Annotated in this window: 11 protein-coding genes and 1 tRNA gene; 5 read left to right on the top strand and 7 right to left on the bottom strand. The window is 55.7% G+C overall.

Annotation, left to right across the window (positions count from 1 at the left end; translation table 11 throughout):
* Window positions 1-53: 53 nt before the first annotated feature.
* Complete coding sequence (locus Q9R35_RS14595) at window positions 54-3,221, bottom strand: efflux RND transporter permease subunit (protein WP_042489177.1); 3,168 nt, start codon at window positions 3,219-3,221, stop codon at window positions 54-56.
* A 61-nt stretch (window positions 3,222-3,282) separates the two neighbouring features.
* Window positions 3,283-4,509: an efflux RND transporter periplasmic adaptor subunit gene (locus Q9R35_RS14590; protein ID WP_042489158.1), complete on the bottom strand. Its 1,227-nt coding sequence runs from the start codon at window positions 4,507-4,509 to the stop codon at window positions 3,283-3,285.
* 496 nt (window positions 4,510-5,005) lie between these two features.
* Between Q9R35_RS14590 and Q9R35_RS14585 the strand changes: the two genes are divergently transcribed.
* The gene (locus Q9R35_RS14585) at window positions 5,006-6,055 is read left to right on the top strand and encodes a LysR family transcriptional regulator (RefSeq protein ID WP_042489160.1); all 1,050 of its coding nucleotides are present in this window, start codon (window positions 5,006-5,008) and stop codon (window positions 6,053-6,055) included.
* Window positions 6,056-6,374: 319 nt separating this feature from the next.
* Here the strand turns inward: Q9R35_RS14585 and Q9R35_RS14580 are convergent.
* A tRNA-Met gene (locus Q9R35_RS14580) sits at window positions 6,375-6,451 on the bottom strand.
* 316 nt (window positions 6,452-6,767) lie between these two features.
* Between Q9R35_RS14580 and Q9R35_RS14575 the strand changes: the two genes are divergently transcribed.
* Window positions 6,768-8,171, top strand: a complete 1,404-nt coding sequence (locus Q9R35_RS14575) for a GntP family permease (protein ID WP_311220032.1) — start codon at window positions 6,768-6,770, stop codon at window positions 8,169-8,171.
* A gap of 216 nt (window positions 8,172-8,387) precedes the next feature.
* The gene (locus Q9R35_RS14570; protein WP_042487404.1) at window positions 8,388-8,660 is read left to right on the top strand and encodes a hypothetical protein; all 273 of its coding nucleotides are present in this window, start codon (window positions 8,388-8,390) and stop codon (window positions 8,658-8,660) included.
* A gap of 142 nt (window positions 8,661-8,802) precedes the next feature.
* On the opposite strand, the gene Q9R35_RS14565 is transcribed toward Q9R35_RS14570, so the two are convergent.
* The 3 genes from Q9R35_RS14565 to Q9R35_RS14555 all read right to left on the bottom strand — a co-directional run bounded on the left by Q9R35_RS14565 (window position 8,803) and on the right by Q9R35_RS14555 (window position 11,783).
* Window positions 8,803-9,822: a tripartite tricarboxylate transporter substrate binding protein gene (locus Q9R35_RS14565; RefSeq protein ID WP_311220048.1), complete on the bottom strand. Its 1,020-nt coding sequence runs from the start codon at window positions 9,820-9,822 to the stop codon at window positions 8,803-8,805.
* A gap of 22 nt (window positions 9,823-9,844) precedes the next feature.
* Window positions 9,845-10,744, bottom strand: coding sequence for a carboxylating nicotinate-nucleotide diphosphorylase (gene nadC, locus Q9R35_RS14560; RefSeq protein ID WP_311220031.1), 900 nt, complete (start codon window positions 10,742-10,744; stop codon window positions 9,845-9,847).
* A gap of 94 nt (window positions 10,745-10,838) precedes the next feature.
* On the bottom strand, window positions 10,839-11,783 hold the full coding sequence (locus Q9R35_RS14555) for an NrtR DNA-binding winged helix domain-containing protein (protein WP_035269142.1): 945 nt from the start codon (window positions 11,781-11,783) through the stop codon (window positions 10,839-10,841).
* A gap of 405 nt (window positions 11,784-12,188) precedes the next feature.
* Between Q9R35_RS14555 and Q9R35_RS14550 the strand changes: the two genes are divergently transcribed.
* Window positions 12,189-13,919, top strand: coding sequence for a methyl-accepting chemotaxis protein (locus Q9R35_RS14550; RefSeq protein WP_311220030.1), 1,731 nt, complete (start codon window positions 12,189-12,191; stop codon window positions 13,917-13,919).
* Between the two features lie 286 nt (window positions 13,920-14,205).
* On the top strand, window positions 14,206-15,861 hold the full coding sequence (locus Q9R35_RS14545; protein WP_311220029.1) for a methyl-accepting chemotaxis protein: 1,656 nt from the start codon (window positions 14,206-14,208) through the stop codon (window positions 15,859-15,861).
* Between the two features lie 169 nt (window positions 15,862-16,030).
* On the opposite strand, the gene Q9R35_RS14540 is transcribed toward Q9R35_RS14545, so the two are convergent.
* Entirely contained in the window at window positions 16,031-17,347 is a 1,317-nt protein-coding gene (locus Q9R35_RS14540) for a DUF445 domain-containing protein (protein ID WP_252606218.1), read from the bottom strand.
* Between the last annotated feature and the right edge of the window lie 140 nt (window positions 17,348-17,487).

Below are 17,487 nucleotides of genomic sequence, written 5' to 3'. Positions count from 1 at the left end.
GGAGCACACGTCTGGCGCGACTTGTGGGAAAAAAAGCAGTCGCAAAGATAAGTTTAATCATGAGATACCTGTATAGGAGCCTGAGCGCGCTGCACCGATGAACGGCTGGCAAGCTTACGCAGTGCGACATAAAAGGCAGGAGTCAGGAACAGGCCAAATGCCGTCACTCCAACCATGCCTGCAAATACGGTAATACCCGTGGCTGCGCGCACCTCGCTGCCGGCTCCCGAGGACACCATCAATGGCGCCACACCAGCACAGAACGCAATGGACGTCATCACAATAGGACGCAGACGCAGACGGCAAGCCTGCAAGGCAGCATGCACAATATCCAAGCCTTCCTGCTCCAACTCACGAGCGAACTCGATAATCAAAATCGCGTTTTTACAGGCCAGACCCATCAATACAACCAGTCCGACCTGAACAAATACGTTGTTATCGCCGTTCGTTAACCACACGCCAAACAAAGCCGCCAACAGGCACATCGGCACAATCAGAATGACCGCCAAGGGCAATGTCCAGCTCTCGTACAAAGCGGCCAGAACCAGAAAAACCAACAAGACCGCCATAGGAAACACGATCATGGCAGCACCACTTTGGTTGGCCTGCTGATAACTCAGGTCACTCCACCCAATCCCCATGCCTGCTGGCAGGACTTGACTTGCCAACTGCTCGACATACGCCATCGCCTGACCTGACGACAAGACACGCGGATCCGCATCGCCCAACAAATCAGCCGCAGGATAGCCATTAAAGCGAATAACCGGATCGGGGCCATACGTACTTTGAACCTGCAATAGCGAGCCAATCGGGACCATCTCGCCCTGATCATTGCGAGTGCGCAAGCGGCTAATATCTTCAGTACTGGCACGAAAAGCGCCATCAGCCTGGGCGATTACTTGCCAGGTTCGGCCAAACATATTGAAGTCATTGACGTAAGACGAGCCCAAATACGTTTGCAAAGTATCAAACAGCTCGGTCAGCGGTACGCCTTGCGCCTTGGCCTTAATACGATCGACCACCGCATCCAATTGAGGGACATTCGCCTGATAGCTGCTGATGGGATAAGCCATTCCCGGCGTCTGGACCACAGCCCCCTGGAAAGCCTGAACCGCCTGCTGCAACGATCCGTAGCCCAGTTGCTCTCGATCCTGAATAAACAGGGACCAGCCAGACCCATTACCCAAACCTTGAATAGGAGGCGGCATAAAAGCAAAAGCCAGACCTTCTTGAATCTCAGCAAACTTTTGATTCAGCTCTGCAGAAATATCCTCTGCGCTGCGACTACGCTCGGAAAATGGCTCCAACACATAGAACACCACACCATTATTAGGCGTATTGGTGAACTGCAATGGATTCAGGCCTGGAAATGCGATTTCGTTGGACACACCATCAACCTTCATGGCGATCTCAGTCATACGCTTGAGGACCACATCGGTGCGTTCAATAGATGCCCCCTCGGGCATCTTGACGCCCGCAATCAAGTATTGCTTGTCTTGAACGGGGATAAAACCAGACGGCACGAGATTGAACATCAAGCCCGTTGCAGCCAACAAACCCACATACACCACCATCACTACACCACGACGGCCCAATACACGGCCAATGCTGCTTTGATAGCGCTCAGCGCTACGCTGAAACATGCGGTTAAAAGGAACAAACAACCAGCCAAAAGCCCGATCGATACCACGGGTCAGGGCATCTTTGGGAGCATCATGCGGCTTGAGTAATCGCGCCGCCAACGCGGGAGACAGGGTCAAGGAGTTCAAGCCCGAAATCGCCACAGAAATAGCAATGGCCACAGCAAACTGCTTATAGAACTCGCCAATGACTCCATCCAGAAAAGCCATAGGAATGAATACGGCGCACAACACCAGTGTGATGGCGATAATCGGACCTGAAACTTCCCGCATCGCCAGATGGGCAGCCTGCAAGGGAGGTTCGCCATTCTCGATATGGCGCTCAACGTTTTCCACCACCACAATGGCGTCGTCCACCACAATACCAATCGCCAGGACCAAACCGAACAGCGTCAGGGTATTGATTGAAAATCCCAATACATGCAGCACCGCAAACGTGCCGATGATAGACACCGGAACCGCCAGCAAAGGAATGATGGAGGCACGCCAGGTCTGCAAGAACAGGATCACAACCAAAATCACCAATAGCACGGCCTCCAGCAAAGTAGTGATTACGGATTTGATGGAATCACGCACAAAGACCGTGGTGTCATAAATGGACTGGATCTCAATGCCCGGCGGTAACTTCTGACGGATATCTTCCATTTTGGCTACAACTGCATCGCGAATTTCCAGGGCATTAGCGCCCGGGGCCTGAAAAATACCAATGGCTGACGCGCTCTTGCCATCCAAACGTGCTCGCAAGGTGTAATCGCCCGCCGCCAACTCAATCCGGGCTACATCCGCCAGTCGCACAATCTCGCCAGCCGCACCGCTCTTCAACACAATATCGCCGAACTCCTCCACGCTTTCTAAACGGCCTTTGGCATTGATCGGCAATAAGAAATCACTGGGATTTGGCATAGGTTCGGCACCTAGCTGACCAGCCGACACCTGAATATTCTGTTCACGTACGGCACGCAGAACATCGCTGGCCGTCAAACCACGCGCAGCCACTTTGTCCGGGTCCAACCAGATACGCATGGCATAGTCGCCCCCGCCAAACTGCTGAGCATCCCCCACCCCCGGTATGCGCGCCATTGCGTCCTTAACATGCAGGCGCATGTAGTTACGCAAGTACAAGGTGTCATAACGATCGTCTTCGGCGGTCAAATGAACCACCATCAAAAATACGGGCGACTGCTTTTGAACCGTCACCCCTTGCCGGCGTACATCCTCGGGCAAACGTGCCTGAGCCTGGGCAACCCGGTTCTGCACCTTGACAGCGGCATCATCCGGGTCTGTGCCGGGTTCGAAGGTAACGGTCATTTGCAATACACCGTCCGAACCCGCCACCGACTTCATGTACATCATGTTTTCCACGCCGTTAATAGCTTCCTCCAAAGGCGTCGCGACTGTTTCCGCAATCACCTTGGGATTGGCGCCAGGATAGACAGTGCGCACCATCACGGCCGGTGGCACGACTTCCGGATACTCACTGATTGGCAGGGAGGGAATCGCAATGAGCCCGCCGATAAATATCACGATCGACATGACAGCCGCAAAAATCGGCCTATCGATGAAAAATTTTGAAAAATTCATGAAAATGTCCTGTGCATCGGCAGCCATCGAACGATGTGCCGACCTCATAAGAGAACGTGAATCAGCCAGGCATCACCGCGAGTGCGGAGGCGGCTTGCGGCACGGGCGTGCCGAGAAGCTGGGCCACAGCAGGCGAATCGACCAAAGTCGGCGACACCGCCATGCCGGGCATGGGAACTTTTTGATGACCGCTGACAACAACTCGGTCGCCTTCAGCCAGCCCCTTCTTGATCACGCGCAGTCCCTGAACAATGGGCCCCAGCGCAATATCACGCCGCTGAACACGGTTGTCCTGATCTACGATCAACACATACTTACGGTCTTGATCCGTCAGTACCGCCTTCTCATCGATCAACATGGCTGTGTACGCTTGGCTACCCCCTAACTGCACACGAGCAAACAGGCCAGGGGTCAGTACGCCATCCGGGTTAGGCAACACAGCTCTGGCCCGCAAGGTGCCCGTAGCGGGGTCAACATGGTTATCAATAAAGTCCACATAGCCCGCATGCGGATACATCTCATCCGAGGCCAGCCCAACTTGAACAGGGCTTTGTGTCGTGCTGCGTTGCCCGTCCCGAGCTTGGCGTGCATAGCGCAGCCATGTACTCTCGTCCACGTCAAACAGCACATGCACAGGGTCCTGAGACACTACCGTCGTCAAAACCGTCTGGTTGGCTTGGGCCAGATTACCCGTCGTCAGGAAAGCACGGCTGGCACGGCCTGTGATTGGCGAACGCACTTCGGTATATTGCAAATCCAGCGACGCCGCCGCAACCGTGGCCTCAGCAGCACGGACAGCCGCCAAGGCCTGTGAGGCCGACGCATTGCGGCTATCGAACTCTTCACGAGAAATCGCCTTGGACTGCACCAGCACTTTAGCCCGCCGTTGCTGCGTTACCGCAAACTGCGCATTACTGCGTGCACGCGCCAGTTCTGCCTGAGCCTGATCCAAGGCCGCACGATATGGCCGTGCATCAATCACAAACAGAAGATCCCCTTTGCTGACAGTTTGCCCTTCCGTGAAAGCGACATGATCAATGTAGCCACTGACGCGCGCGCGCAGTTCCACAGAGTCAACTGCTGCCACCCTGCCGGTGAATCCCTCCCATGGCTGAATCGGTTGAGCCGCTACCGACATGATGCTGACAGACGGAGCAGGCATGGCTTGATCAGATGCTGCCTGGCTATAACAAGCCGTCAGCAAAACAGCCGACAAGACCAGGGAGGCAGGAGCAAGCCATCGACGAGACCGTGTGACGAAATTAATAGAGCGAGTGTGATGAGACATCAAGGCGACATCCTGTTTAAAGCAGAAGGAATAAGGCGACGAATCGGTGGCAGTGGCGCAGGCGTAGATCTACCAGGAGTCAGCGGCAGGATTATCCCGTTTTCGATTGTCCCTATGCTGGGATAGTTTCTCCCAGCAGTGGGACATTGAGCCTCAGCCAGGTAGCGATAGGAGAATTGGGGAACGGGTAGCCAAGCTCCGGATTGCACGATAAATGGCCCGGCCCCCACCTGCCGGATACGATGTTCTGCTTTCACATAACCCCCTGTTAAACCTGAATATATTTTTAATGATGAAAAGTTTTTCAGCAGGCTTAAGTGAACTCTTCCCGTGGCGTTTACAGCCTCTTGGACAATGACGGGCAACTCATTCGGGCACTTCCCTGCATCCAGGTTGATACTCTACAAGTGAACAACTGAATTGATTAGTCATGAATTAAGGGAAAGATTGTCCTTCAGGTGGGCTAATATAGGCGTTTTGCTCGGATTCAATTCCCATGTCTCACGATCTGAATGACACACTTATCTTCGGCAAGGTAGTCGAGCACGGCAGTTTTATCGGAGCGGCCAAGGCCCTGCGCCTGCCCAAAACAACGGTCAGCCGTAAAGTGCAGGAGCTTGAAGCCAGGCTGGGCGTGCAGTTATTGCATCGCACTACACGCCGTCTGGGTTTGACAGAGGCGGGCAACGTTTACGTGGAATATGCGCAACGCATTGCACGCGAACTGAACGAAGCTGAAAGCGCCGTCGGCCAGTTGCAGGCCGGGCCGCGAGGTTGGCTACGGTTTTCTGCCCCCTACTCCATCGGTATCGACAAAATCGCTCCGTTATTAGGCGAGTTCCATATGCGCTACCCTGAAGTGCGCGTTGAAATGCTGCTAAATAACGAGCAGGTCGATCTGATCGACAATGAGATTGATCTGGCCCTGCGCATTGGCGATCTACCCGACTCCACCCTGGTCGCACGCAAGCTGGGGGTCCTGACCACACAGGTATTTGCGGGCAATGCGTATATCACTCGATACGGCGAGCCCTCACATCCTGATGAGCTTTGGCATCACCGCACTATCGCGATGAGCAAGAACCGCAATGGCAATGACTATCAATGGACACTGGACGACGGCACTGGAAAACGTGCGTTTCCCATCAATCCTATTCTGGTTGCCAATGATCCGGCGGCCTGGAAAGGCGCTCTTTTATGTGGAGAGGGTCTGATCATCGGTGCGGATGTGATGGTCAAATCATATGTCGAGCACGGACTAGTCAAGCGGGTCCTGGCAGGCTGGAGCGGTGGCGAATACACATTGAATGCCGTATTTCCAAGAGGTCACGGACAGTCTCCGAAGGTAAGGGTATTTGTAGACTTTTTGCTCGAACGCCTTAACCTGGAAATTGACTATATGTCGGCGTATTGCCCGTTGATGCAGAAGGACGAGCAGGCGTCGGTCGCTGCAGCACCTCCTGAGCTGAAAAGGCGGACCAGCGCCGATGATTTGCAGGCCATCGAAATCGGCAAGTGCATTCCGGAAGTAGCGACCCTGCCCTGAGCTGTTAATTAAGCAAGCCAGCAGCCGGAACGCACCGCTCAGGTCCATGCCGATTTTAGGGTAGCCTCTCAAGTCATTAGAAACACAAAAGGAGCGCCTACCGCGCTCCTTTTAGCAGAGTGAATTGGGCTGCTGCCTATCCTACATAGATGACCATTGGCCCATTTAGAAAAATCATTGGTGTACGCTGACATCAATCACGTTTCTTTTTGCCAGCCAAGCCATCGACTAAACAACACAGCCCCTCCCCTAGCAGGCTCTTGCTCTAATCCAGACGACAAAAAACGGCCCACATTGCTGTGGGCCGTTTTCTTTATCTTGGTGGCGCATCCCTGATTCGAACAGGGGACCTGCGGATTATGATTCCGTCGCTCTAACCTGCTGAGCTAATGCGCCGAAGAAGAAATTATAGCAAGGTTTCGTCTTTTAGCAAGCACTTATCTCGATCTTTTTTCATCTTTTTGATGATTCTCTCCTATGAAAACACTAAGCCCTTGTATTCATTGAGCTTCCCTTCTTCAATGCCGGTTCAGGCCACTCAATCAAATGATACAAAAAGTAAACAGCCCGGCTTTTCCCTGCTGCTCCTCCCCCTTGCGCCCTATCAAGACTGTTTGTCATCCCCTATTGCTACACTGCCTGCTTGGCGTTTGATCCGTCCTTGTTAATTGACTGACGTCCGTGATCCGGACTTTCCACAGGAACTTTGCTTATGGCCAGTACGCTTGCTATTGTTGTCTCGCTTTTGCTGCTGATGTTCTTCGCTTATCGGGGGGTGACGGTTCTGTTGCTGGCTCCCTTGATGGCCGCTCTGGCTGTGCTGCTCTCGGGGGACTCCGGGTTTTTGTTGCCCATCTACACTTCCACCTTCATGAGCGCACTTAGCGGCTATGTGCTTCAGTTCTTGCCCATCTTCTTGTTAGGTGCCTTGTTTGGTCAGTTGATGGCGGACTCCGGAGCGGCTCAGGCGATTGCTCAGTGGATTACGCGCAAGCTGGGGCATCGTCATGCTATTGCCACCATTGTGATGGTGTGCGGCGTACTGACTTATGGTGGTGTATCCCTGTTTGTAGTGGCCTTTGCCATCTACCCGATTGCCAAGGATCTGTTTCGTGCTGCGGGCATCCCCAAGCGTCTGATTCCTGCTTCGATTGCCTTGGGTTCGTTTACGTTCACCATGACGGCTCTGCCTGGCACGCCTGCCATTCAGAACGCGATTCCTATTCCTTACTACGGTACTAATGTATTTGCGGCACCGGGACTGGGGATTATTGGTGGTTTGATCATGGCTTTGGGTGGCCTGTGGTGGTTGCAGTCGCGTGCGCGCAAGGCAATTGCAAATGGCGAAGGCTATGGCGATCACGGTCAGGATCATTTGGATATCAGCGCCGAGGACAGCACGCAGGGTCAGAAGCCCATGCCTATCTTTCTGGCTATCCTGCCTTTGATTCTGGTGATTGGCGTCAATGCCTTGTTCACCTATGGGATTTTCCCCGGCACAAACTTTGCGTTCATGGCCGAGCGTTTCCCTCAGGTTGATCCTGCCAAGATTACGGGTCTGTGGGCATTGATCATTGCCTTGATTACGGCGAATCTGGTTCTGATCATCAGCCGCTTGGGTCACTGGAAGAGTCTGCGCGAGAGCATTAACAAAGGCGTATTTGGTTTTATGCTGCCTTTGTTCAATACCGCCTCTGAAGTTGGTTACGGCGCGGTGATTGCCAGCCTGGCAGGCTTTGCGATTATTCGGGACTTTGTGTTGAACGTGGCTTCGGGCAATCCCTTGATCTCGGAAGCGGTGGCCATGACGACACTGGCGGGGATTACAGGTTCGTCTTCGGGTGGTTTGAGTATTGCTCTGCAGACGCTGGGTTCGGACTATTTGGCGATGGCTCAGCAAGCTGGCATCAGCCCCGAACTGCTGCACCGTGTGGCGGTGATGGCGGCGGGTGGTCTGGATACGCTGCCCCATTGCGGTGCAATCATTACCTTGCTGTCCATCTGCAAGCTGAATCATCGTCAGTCCTACGGCAATATCGCCATGGTGACGATGGCCGCTCCTATCTTTGCGCTGATCACGGTGATTACGCTGGGTACGATTTTTGGCAGCTTCTAAGCAGGTTCAGGAAGCAGGCTCTATATAGAGCAGCTATAGCAGCTATGTGCGGATTCGCGCATAGCTGCTTTTTTATTGGCCTCACATCGGCCGCAAGCACGTTTCGTTTTCTATCGCGAAAACCCGTAACGCTTTGCTATCCGAGATCGGCCCTTGGCGTGCTAGGATTCAGGCATATGGTCCCGTATTATCAAGATCAATAATCAGGAGCACACCATGAACTACACCTACACCCTTAATGAGTTAGGCACTGAAGCCATTCGTCAGTTTGTTCTGGATCGTGGTCAGCCTGATCTGAACCTGCAGGCTTATATCGCCGCGGCCGAGGTCGAGGCCGACAATTTCAATGCGGATGGCAGCCAACGCGGCCAGATCGAGATCGACTCCACTTGCAGCAAGGATGGTTTGACGCATACCCTGCTGCTGGAAAAACACTGGTTTGCAACCCAGCCTGTTCCTGAAGCGCCCAGTGAGGACAGCTTCTTCTAAAATAGAAGCCGGGTTTGTCTGTGAGCTCATAATCGACAGACTCAAGCCCAACTATCCGCCTCTATATAGACACTGGCCCAGGCAAGCTACAAGAGCCATCTGGGCCAGTACTGCCTCAGTGGCCGACAAGCCCCCTCCCCCCCTAATCCACCTGCAAACCGATCTTGTAAGCCAAGGCCCCAAAACGGTCGATGTCATTCCAGATCATGGCCTTGAAACCACTGGCCTTCGCTGATTCATTGCCTTCTTGCGGGGTATAGCCCAAGGCCAGCAACTGCGATTGCAGGGCGGGGTCCATCACTGCTTTTTGCACAACGCTATTTAGCGTGTTGATGATGTGTTCAGGGGTATGAGAAGGGGCCAGCAGGCCGTGCCACTGGTCCAGCTCGAAACCCGTTTTACTGATCTCGGCCACTGTCGGCACATCAGGCAAAACCGGGCTGCGCTGGGCTGAAGTCACAGCCAGGGCACGCAAGTGTCCAGACTCGATCAGGGTGGCCGCGCTGGACAAGGTCACGATTCCAATAGGCACCTGCCCGGCGACAACATCGTTCAATGCAGGGCCGCAGCCACGGTACGGGATATGCAGCAAGGCCGTGCCTCGCAAGTCGTAGAGCATTTCCCCGGCCAGATGCTGAGGTGTGCCGTTACCGCAGGATGCGTAGGCCAAGGCTGGCTCCGACTGCTGCTCCAGCACTTGCTCCAGATTCTGAATATCCGAGCTGTGTCCCGTCACGATCACGGAGGGCACAAAGCCTATATTGGCGATCGGCGCAAAATCCTCTTTAGGCTTGAAACCCAAATTACGAAACACACCGGGGTTGATGGCAAAGGAGCTATTGGCCATTAGCAAGGTATAGCCATCGGCGCGGGCATAGGCTACGGCGCGCGCACCGATATTGCCGCTGGCACCGGGTCGGTTGTCGATGATGACGGGTTGGCCCAGCGCCTTTTCCAGCCGGGGACCCAGCTTGCGGGCCAGCAAATCGGTCCCGCCGCCAGGCGGAAAGGTGACGATCACGGTAATGGGCCTGACGGGATACTTCACAGCCTGCTCGGCTATCGTCTCCCTTGCCTGCGCCGCCTGATTACTCAAGCCCAGCGCCACCATGCCCAGCAAGGCGGCTGCTGCCACCCGCTTACCCACCTGAAAACCCGCCATTACAGCCCACACGTTTCTCTACTCAAGCATCCAGACCAATATCCAGTACACGGGCACTGTGCGTAATCCAACCCACTGCAATTCGGTCTACACCGCAACGGGCAATTTCTACGGCTGTTTCTGGAGTGATACGACCCGAGGCTTCTGTTTTGGCACGGCCTGCGACGCGGGCCACAGCCTCGGTCAAGGTCGCGGTGTCCATATTGTCCAGAAGAATGCTGTCCACCCCCAGTTCCAGCACTTCATCCAGTTGCTCCAGGGTATCGACTTCCACCTCGATGCAAACCAAATGGCCGATATAGGCACGGGCCGCTTCCACAGCGGCTTTCACGCCCCCGGCAACGGCGATGTGGTTGTCTTTAATCAGTACCGCGTCATCCAGACCAAATCGATGGTTGCTGCCGCCACCGACACGAACCGCGTATTTCTGCACGGCACGCAGGCCAGGCATGGTTTTGCGGGTGCAGGTGACTTTAGTGCCATAAGGTGCAATCGCACGGGCGATGGAAGCGGTGGCCGATGCCACGCCACTTAAATGCCCCAGAAAGTTCAAGGCGCAGCGCTCTGCCGTCAGCATGGAACGGGCCGAGCCGCTAATGACCGCAATCTGTGCACCCGGAGTCAAGGCATCGCCATCCTGCAGCTGCGCCTCAAAGCGCAGCGTCGGGTCCAGCAAGGTAAAGGCCAGACGAGCCAGATCCAGACCCGCCAACACGCCTTCCTCGCGTGCAACCAGACGCATTTGCGTACGCGCTGTGGCGGGCACGATGGAGTCCGTCGTCAAATCACCGGCGCGGCCCAGGTCTTCTTGCAGAGTGGCGCGCACCAAGGGTTCCAGAATGACGTCCGGCAAGGAAGGAATACGGTGAGCTCGTGTCTCTACAGCTTGCACTATCGGCTCGGGGGCATTAATTATGCTCATTATGAGTATTTAAATCGCTAAAAATAAGGCCTAATGGCACGGTGCATTTATGCTATTCCTGAGCATAAGCACTGTCAAGCCATAGGCCCGGTTTTTAACGTGCTTGTTTCGCCAGCGGCAATTTACTACCCGAGATCGCCCGTTCAAACAAAACGTCCCCACGGAAGCGAAACAGCTTGGCGGGTCGGCCTGAACCGCCCACGCTCATGGCGCCGGTTTCTTCCACCAGGGCTTGCTGTTCGATCAAACGGCGGAAGTTCTGTTTATGCAATCCCCGCCCTGCCAGGGCTTCCACAGCCTGCTGCAATTGCAGCAAGGTGAACTCTGGCGGCATCAGTTCAAACACCACAGGGCGGTATTTGATTTTGGCGCGCAGACGCGCCAGGCCGGTAGCCAGGATACGGCGGTGATCGTGACGCATGCCCAGGCCCAGCTCGTAATGCTTGCCCAGCTCCTGCTGTTCACGCTGGCGACGGCGACAGGACTCGGGCAACAAGCCCGCTTCATACAGCAGCTCGTAGCGCTGCAAGACAAAGTCCTCGTTCCAGATTGCCCCTTCCAGGCCAAAGCTGTAATTGACGCGCTGGCGGCGCAAGGCCCGCAAGGATTCGTCCTGCTCGCACCAGTCCAGCAAGGCAGGCACGATGGTTTTCTGAATAATGTCCGGTGCACCATCGCGTCGGTCTTCCCACGGGAAGTAACGGTAGCAGTCCTGCCAGATCACCTGGGCTACATCCGGCTGGCCCACTTCACGCGTCAGCCCGACATAGCTGACCGACACAATACGCGTGCCCTGCGCGTCAAAACGATCCCTGTCTGCAAAGGTATACAGCTGCTCCACATACCCCACCGGGTGATGGGTTTGGGTTTCCACCCAATCGCGCAGCCCCGTTTGCAAAGAACGGTGCGTGTGCTGAAACGGCCCGGCGGGCAAGGCTTGGCCGGCGTCCGTGGTCAAGACACGGGGCTCGCCGTCGCTGACAGCTACTAAAACAGCCACCAGTTCAGCACTGACTACAGGTTCCTGCGTATCGATCACATATTCTCCTTCTGAATCGCGCCAGCGCGCATCTGGCGGATTATAAGCGAGGCCCGCCCTGCTCCGGCGGGCGGCAGGGGCGCTATCCGAAAATACAGTGGGTACCTTATTTTCAGATGATCAAATTATGACCCATGAACATCTAAGCCTAAAGAAATTCGCCTGCCTGCCGTTAAGCGTTCGAACTGTATGTGTTTGCCATAAATGACAAGCAAGCGCTCAGTCAGAGGCCGGATCAGACAACAGTTTCACGCTTTGTTCTGCTCCGCCATTCGCAAAAATAGAAGGTTTCTGACAATTCAGGTCGATTACGGACAGACAGAAGCCTATGCCCCGTTTTTGCATGGCCCATGCGGGCTTGACGGCCCCCCGCGTCCCCTTTGTTGTTCTCCTCCAGGATGATGAATGCGTAAGAATTTCCCCATTACCCAGGACGAGGTTCGTGTCCGGGCCGATCAGTACCTTATTTCAAAAACTGACCTGAAAGGTCGGATCACCTACGCGAATGCAGCCTTTATTGCGATCAGTGGCTTCACCCGTGAGGAGCTGGTTGGCAAGGCCCATAACCTGGTCCGTCACCCCGACATGCCGCCCGAGGCCTTCCAGGACTTCTGGGACACCTTGCAAAACAAACGCCCCTGGATGGGCGTGGTAAAGAATCGCCGCAAAGACGGTGGTTTTTACTGGGTGTACGCCATGGCAGTACCCATTTACGAAAATGGCACCGTAGCCGGTTATGCCTCGGTGCGCGTCAAACCCAGCCAGGAACAGATCGACGAGGCCGAAAACCTGTACACCGCCATCAATGAAGGTCGCGCCAAGGGTGTGCGCCTGCATGAAGGCCGTGCCGTGCCCACCGGCTGGCGCAAGGCCCTGAGCCAGTTGCGCCGTCCTTTCAGCAATTCCTTGCGTGCCAGCCTGTTCCGTATGGGTGCCCTGGCGCTGGCCACGACTGGCACCGCCCTGTACTTTGCGCTGACGGGGGGTGTTCCCCAAGGTTCGGGCCTGTGGCTGACGGGTGGTCTGTGTCTGGCCAGTGCCGTAATGATGGGCTACGGCTGGCTGATTGCCCAGCGCGTGATTCGCCCTCTGGACCAGGCCTCCCTGATCGCCCAGCAAATCGCTACCGGCAACCTGCAGCTGGAAATTGATCTGCATTCCAGCGAAAGTAATTCGGAGATTGGCCAGCTCTACTTCTGCCTGGATTTGATGCGCAAGAGTCTGGTAGGCATTGCCAGTGACGCCCGTGCCGGGATTGACGCCTCTATCCATGCCGCTCGCATTCTGGAAGTGAACAATACCAATCTGGCCTCGCGTACCGAGGACCAGGCCGCGTCCTTGCAGGAAACCGCTGCCAGCATGGAAGAGCTGACGGTCACCGTACGCCAGAACGCCGACAACGCCAATCAGGCCAGCCAATTGGCCGATGCCAGCATGCAAATTGCTCAACGTGGTGGCGAGGTGGTCAATGAAGTGGTGCAGACCATGCAAGGCATCCACGACAGCTCGCGCCGTATTGGCGACATCGTCACCGTGATTGAGGGCATTGCTTTCCAGACCAATATCCTGGCGCTGAACGCGGCAGTGGAGTCGGCCCGCGCCGGTGAAGCGGGTCGTGGCTTTGCGGTGGTGGCTGGTGAAGTGCGCAGTCTGGCTCAGAAGAGCTCGCAAGCTGCAGGCGAGATCAAGAACCTGATTGATGCCTCGGTCAGCCGCATGGCGGTCGGTGCAGAACAGGCCGCGCGCGCAGGCGACACCATGGGCGAGGTGGTGGATTCAGTTAAACGCGTCACCGATATTATTGGCGAGATCTCGACCGCCTCGATCGAGCAAGCCAGCGGTCTGGATCAGATCAACGAAGCCATGGCCAAGATGGATGGGGTGACCCAACAAAACGCGGCCCTGGTGCAAGATCTGGGCAACACCATGAGCGATCTGGCCACGGAAGCATCCGAACTGGCCGATGCGATCAAGGCCTTGAATACAGGCTCTGCCGAATCCGTTCAAAGCGCTCCTGCTTTAGCCCAACTCAGCAAGGCTCCGACCATGCAGGTGCTGTCCTACCAGAACACGCAGCCCTTTCAGGCGCAAAGTGCAAAAACAGCCAATGCCCGCCTGGAAGCGATTCGCCGCTAAACCATAAAATCAGGCTCGGCTGCCCCATCGCCGAGCCTGACACAACTGACAGCTAGACAAAACAAAAAATCCGGGATCTCTTTTGCATACCGGAAAACAAAAAAACAATAATCAATAATAAAATCAACGCAGTAGCAGACCAGAAAAGCTCTCTCCAAACCTGGTTTTGGGCCGTCATCACAGTGACACATTTAGACTCCAATACAAATACTAAGTAACAAAATTGAGTCAATATGCAACATAATGATCTGTCCTTTCCCGCCTACGTCTTTAACAGGGCCAGATCATGCGTGAAAACCAAGCCATTACCTCTCATGAAACACAGGTACCCGAAAAAACCTATTTAATCTCCAAAACAGACCTGAAGGGGCGCATCATCTACGCCAATCCGGTTTTTATCGAGGTTAGCGGCTACAGCCATGAAGAGCTGATCGGGGCACCCCACAATATCGTGCGTCACCCCCACATGCCGGCCGTTATTTTTCAGGATTTATGGCAGACCCTCAAGCAACAACGATCCTGGTCGGGGCTGATCAAGAACCGCCGCAAAGACGGCGGCTTTTACTGGGTGAAGGCCCGCGTCATTCCTTTAATCGAAAACGGCCGCGTCAGCGGCTATGCCTCGGTACGGGTACGCGCCCAGCCTAAAGAAATCAAGGAAGCAGAATATCTGTACCACTCCATCCAGCAACAAGGGTTGCGCGGCTTTCGTCTGCATGAAGGCCAGTTGCAAGCCAGAGGCTGGCGCTCTGCCCTGAACACCCTGCTCCAGCCCTTGAACCGCAGCCTGCGCGCCAGCTTGCTGCGCTTCGGGATTCTGACAGGCGGCCTGGTGACGCTAAGCGCCGGTTTGCTACTGGGCAGCGGCGCATCCGGCACCTATCTGACAGCCGGGCTGGCGTCCTTGGGCGTGGTCAGTCTGGCCACTCTGGCCTACGGCTGGATCGTGACCCAGCGCATGATGCAGGCCCTGCACAGCGCCACCCATATCGCCCAGCAAATCGCAACGGGCAATTTGCTGATCGACCTGAACCCACAACACACCCGCAGCCAGGAAATTGCACAGCTGTATTTCTACATGGACATGATGCGCAAGAGCCTGCTGAGCCTTGCTCGCGATGTGCATCAGGGCATTCAGGCCTCTCTGGATGTATCCACACAGATTGAGGACGGCAACCGCCAGCTATCCCACCGCACCGCCGCCCAATCCGGCTCCTTGCAGCGCACGGCCGCGAATATGGAGCAGTTGACCATGAATGTGCAGCAGACCGCGGACAATGCCAGGCTGGCAAATCAGCTGGCCGACCAAAGCCTGTCTACCGCAAGGCGTGGAGGCGAAGTGGTTCAGGACATGGTCAGCACCATGCAGGACATCCACAATAGCTCCGAGCGCATTGGCGATATTGTGTCGATTATTGAAGGCTTGGCGTTTCAGACGAATATTCTGGCGCTGAACGCCGCTGTGGAATCAGCCCGCGCCGGTGAGGCTGGCAAAGGTTTTGCGGTGGTGGCCGGTGAGGTACGCAGTCTGGCGCAGAAAAGTGCGCAGGCCGCCGGGGAAATCAAGCACCTGGTGGAAGACTCCCTGAAACGCATGGCAACCGGCGCCCATCATGCCAAGCGGGCCGGCTCCACCATGGACGAGATCATGCAATCTGTCTCGGACGTGACGCATCTGATCAGCGAAATCTCCACGGCCTCCAACGAGCAAGCCAGCGGTTTGGCGCAGATTAACGATGCTGTCTCCACCATGGACAACGACACCAACGACAATGCCGATCTGGCCCGCAGCCTGGGGGAGACCGTCCACGAACTCAGTCGTCAGGCTCTGGAGTTGAAACTGTCGATTCAATTGCTGAATACCGGCATGGCGAACCGATCTACTTATGTCCCCGACCCCAATGCCACCGAGGAGCCTGTGCCCTTGCTGAAAGTTGCCTGATTAAAAGCATGTCGGTAAAAATACAAGACCTCGCTGCTCCCACCCTCGCAGATACCTGGCAACACAAAGGCCGTGCGCTCACCTGGGTCCTACAATAAATGCCCGCTACGTTTCGACGTTTGCAAGCTACGGCTGGTACGCACGCATAACGCCGGTCTGCTCATGTCTCTCAGACCAGCCCCAATAACAAGATCGCGTGCAGGCCTACGCCAACCAAGCCGCCCACCACCGTACCGTTAAAACGTATGTATTGCAGATCCGTGCCTACTGTCAGTTCCAGCTCGCGCACCAGTTGCCTGTCATCCCATTGACGCACGGTGCGCGAGATATGGTCTTTGGCTCCTTCACGCAATTGCTCGGCCAATCCCGCCGCTGCGGACAGCATGTGTTCATTCAGGGTGTCACGCAGCGTTGCATCCGTATTCATGCGTGTACCCAAGTCCTGCGCTACCTGACGTAGATGGGCCGCGACAGAAGAATCCTCTTTGGCCAGATCATTACGTACAACACGCATTACATCCGTCCAGACGCCATCAATGTACTCACCCACATCTTTATGGTGCAAAAAACGCTGCTTGATGGCTTCTACCTGCTCCATCAAGTCCGGGTCCTGGCCCAGGCGCTGAATATACTCGTGTACCCATTGCTCGTAATCCTTGCGCAAGGGGTGCTCGGGTTCGCTCAAAATGGCTTGCACTTCGTCCACCAAAGCGCGCGCCAGGCGGTCCGCCATCTTGCCGGATAGCTCGTCTACCGACGTGACCACCCCGACCATGGCCAGGAGCTTGGGCCATTCACGCTGGGCGTAGCGCACCAATACATCGGCCACACGCTGCTTGACCGCCTCGTTGGACAGATAGCCACCCAATTGCTGCAAGACTTCATCCAGCAGGCGCTGGTGGCGGGCATTGCGCGTCAGCAGCCCCAGAATCTGGGAACTGGAACTGGCCATGTCCACCCGCATCAAGTAGCCACGTACGCCATCGGTCAGCGCTTGTTTGACGCTGCGTTCGTCCAGCAAACGCAGGGCCTCGCCCATGGCGGTTTGCAAGGCACGGCTGACACGTTCGCTTTGCTCGGGTTGCGACAGCCACTGCCCCAGACGCGCGGCCGGGTCCAGGCTGCGCAGCTTTTCCAGCAGCATGGCGGAATCCAGAAAGTGGTCGCGTACAAAGACGCCCAGGCTTTCACCCAGGCTATTTTTCTTGTTGGGAATAATCGCAGTATGTGGAAACGGCAGGCCCAACGGGTGGCGGAACAAGGCCACGACGGCAAACCAGTCTGCCAACGCACCGACGGTGGCGGCCTCGCTAAAGGCACGCAGCCAGGGCCAGAATCCGGCGATAGGAGCCGCCTCGCCCTGCCGCATCATGGCATGGCTTAGCAGGAACAGGCAGATAGTCAGCACCAGCAAAGCCAAGGCGCTGCGCTTCATGCGACGCAGGCGGCGTTCGGGCGAGTCAGGGCGAGAGGATGATGTAGACATTTCCACAGTCTATGCGTAGTTCAGCGCAAAAGCGGTATTGAATAGTGCGGAGCCAAGTCTCGGGTAAAACGATTCCAAGCCTCAGACCACCCGTTCTGTCACAGAAATCTCATCGCGAACTTGGCATCACTTACGGTCAA

It is taken from the genome of Alcaligenes sp. AB3 (genome assembly GCF_031844565.1).
Classification (GTDB): Bacteria; Pseudomonadota; Gammaproteobacteria; order Burkholderiales; family Burkholderiaceae_B; genus Alcaligenes; species Alcaligenes faecalis.
Note: the sequence above shows the minus strand (reverse complement) of the source record. Positions and strands in the feature narration are given on the sequence as shown.

What these genes read in the sequence shown, in the direction of transcription:
- Q9R35_RS14595 (WP_042489177.1), bottom strand. Translation starts at nt 3,221, where the DNA reads ATGAATTTTTCAAAATTTTTCATCGATAGGCCGATTTTTGCGGCTGTC.
- Q9R35_RS14590 (WP_042489158.1), bottom strand. Translation starts at nt 4,509, where the DNA reads ATGTCTCATCACACTCGCTCTATTAATTTCGTCACACGGTCTCGTCGA.
- Q9R35_RS14585 (WP_042489160.1), top strand. Translation starts at nt 5,006, where the DNA reads ATGTCTCACGATCTGAATGACACACTTATCTTCGGCAAGGTAGTCGAG.
- Q9R35_RS14575 (WP_311220032.1), top strand. Translation starts at nt 6,768, where the DNA reads ATGGCCAGTACGCTTGCTATTGTTGTCTCGCTTTTGCTGCTGATGTTC.
- Q9R35_RS14570 (WP_042487404.1), top strand. Translation starts at nt 8,388, where the DNA reads ATGAACTACACCTACACCCTTAATGAGTTAGGCACTGAAGCCATTCGT.
- Q9R35_RS14565 (WP_311220048.1), bottom strand. Translation starts at nt 9,822, where the DNA reads ATGGCGGGTTTTCAGGTGGGTAAGCGGGTGGCAGCAGCCGCCTTGCTG.
- nadC (WP_311220031.1), bottom strand. Translation starts at nt 10,744, where the DNA reads ATGAGCATAATTAATGCCCCCGAGCCGATAGTGCAAGCTGTAGAGACA.
- Q9R35_RS14550 (WP_311220030.1), top strand. Translation starts at nt 12,189, where the DNA reads ATGCGTAAGAATTTCCCCATTACCCAGGACGAGGTTCGTGTCCGGGCC.
- Q9R35_RS14545 (WP_311220029.1), top strand. Translation starts at nt 14,206, where the DNA reads ATGCGTGAAAACCAAGCCATTACCTCTCATGAAACACAGGTACCCGAA.
- Q9R35_RS14540 (WP_252606218.1), bottom strand. Translation starts at nt 17,347, where the DNA reads ATGTCTACATCATCCTCTCGCCCTGACTCGCCCGAACGCCGCCTGCGT.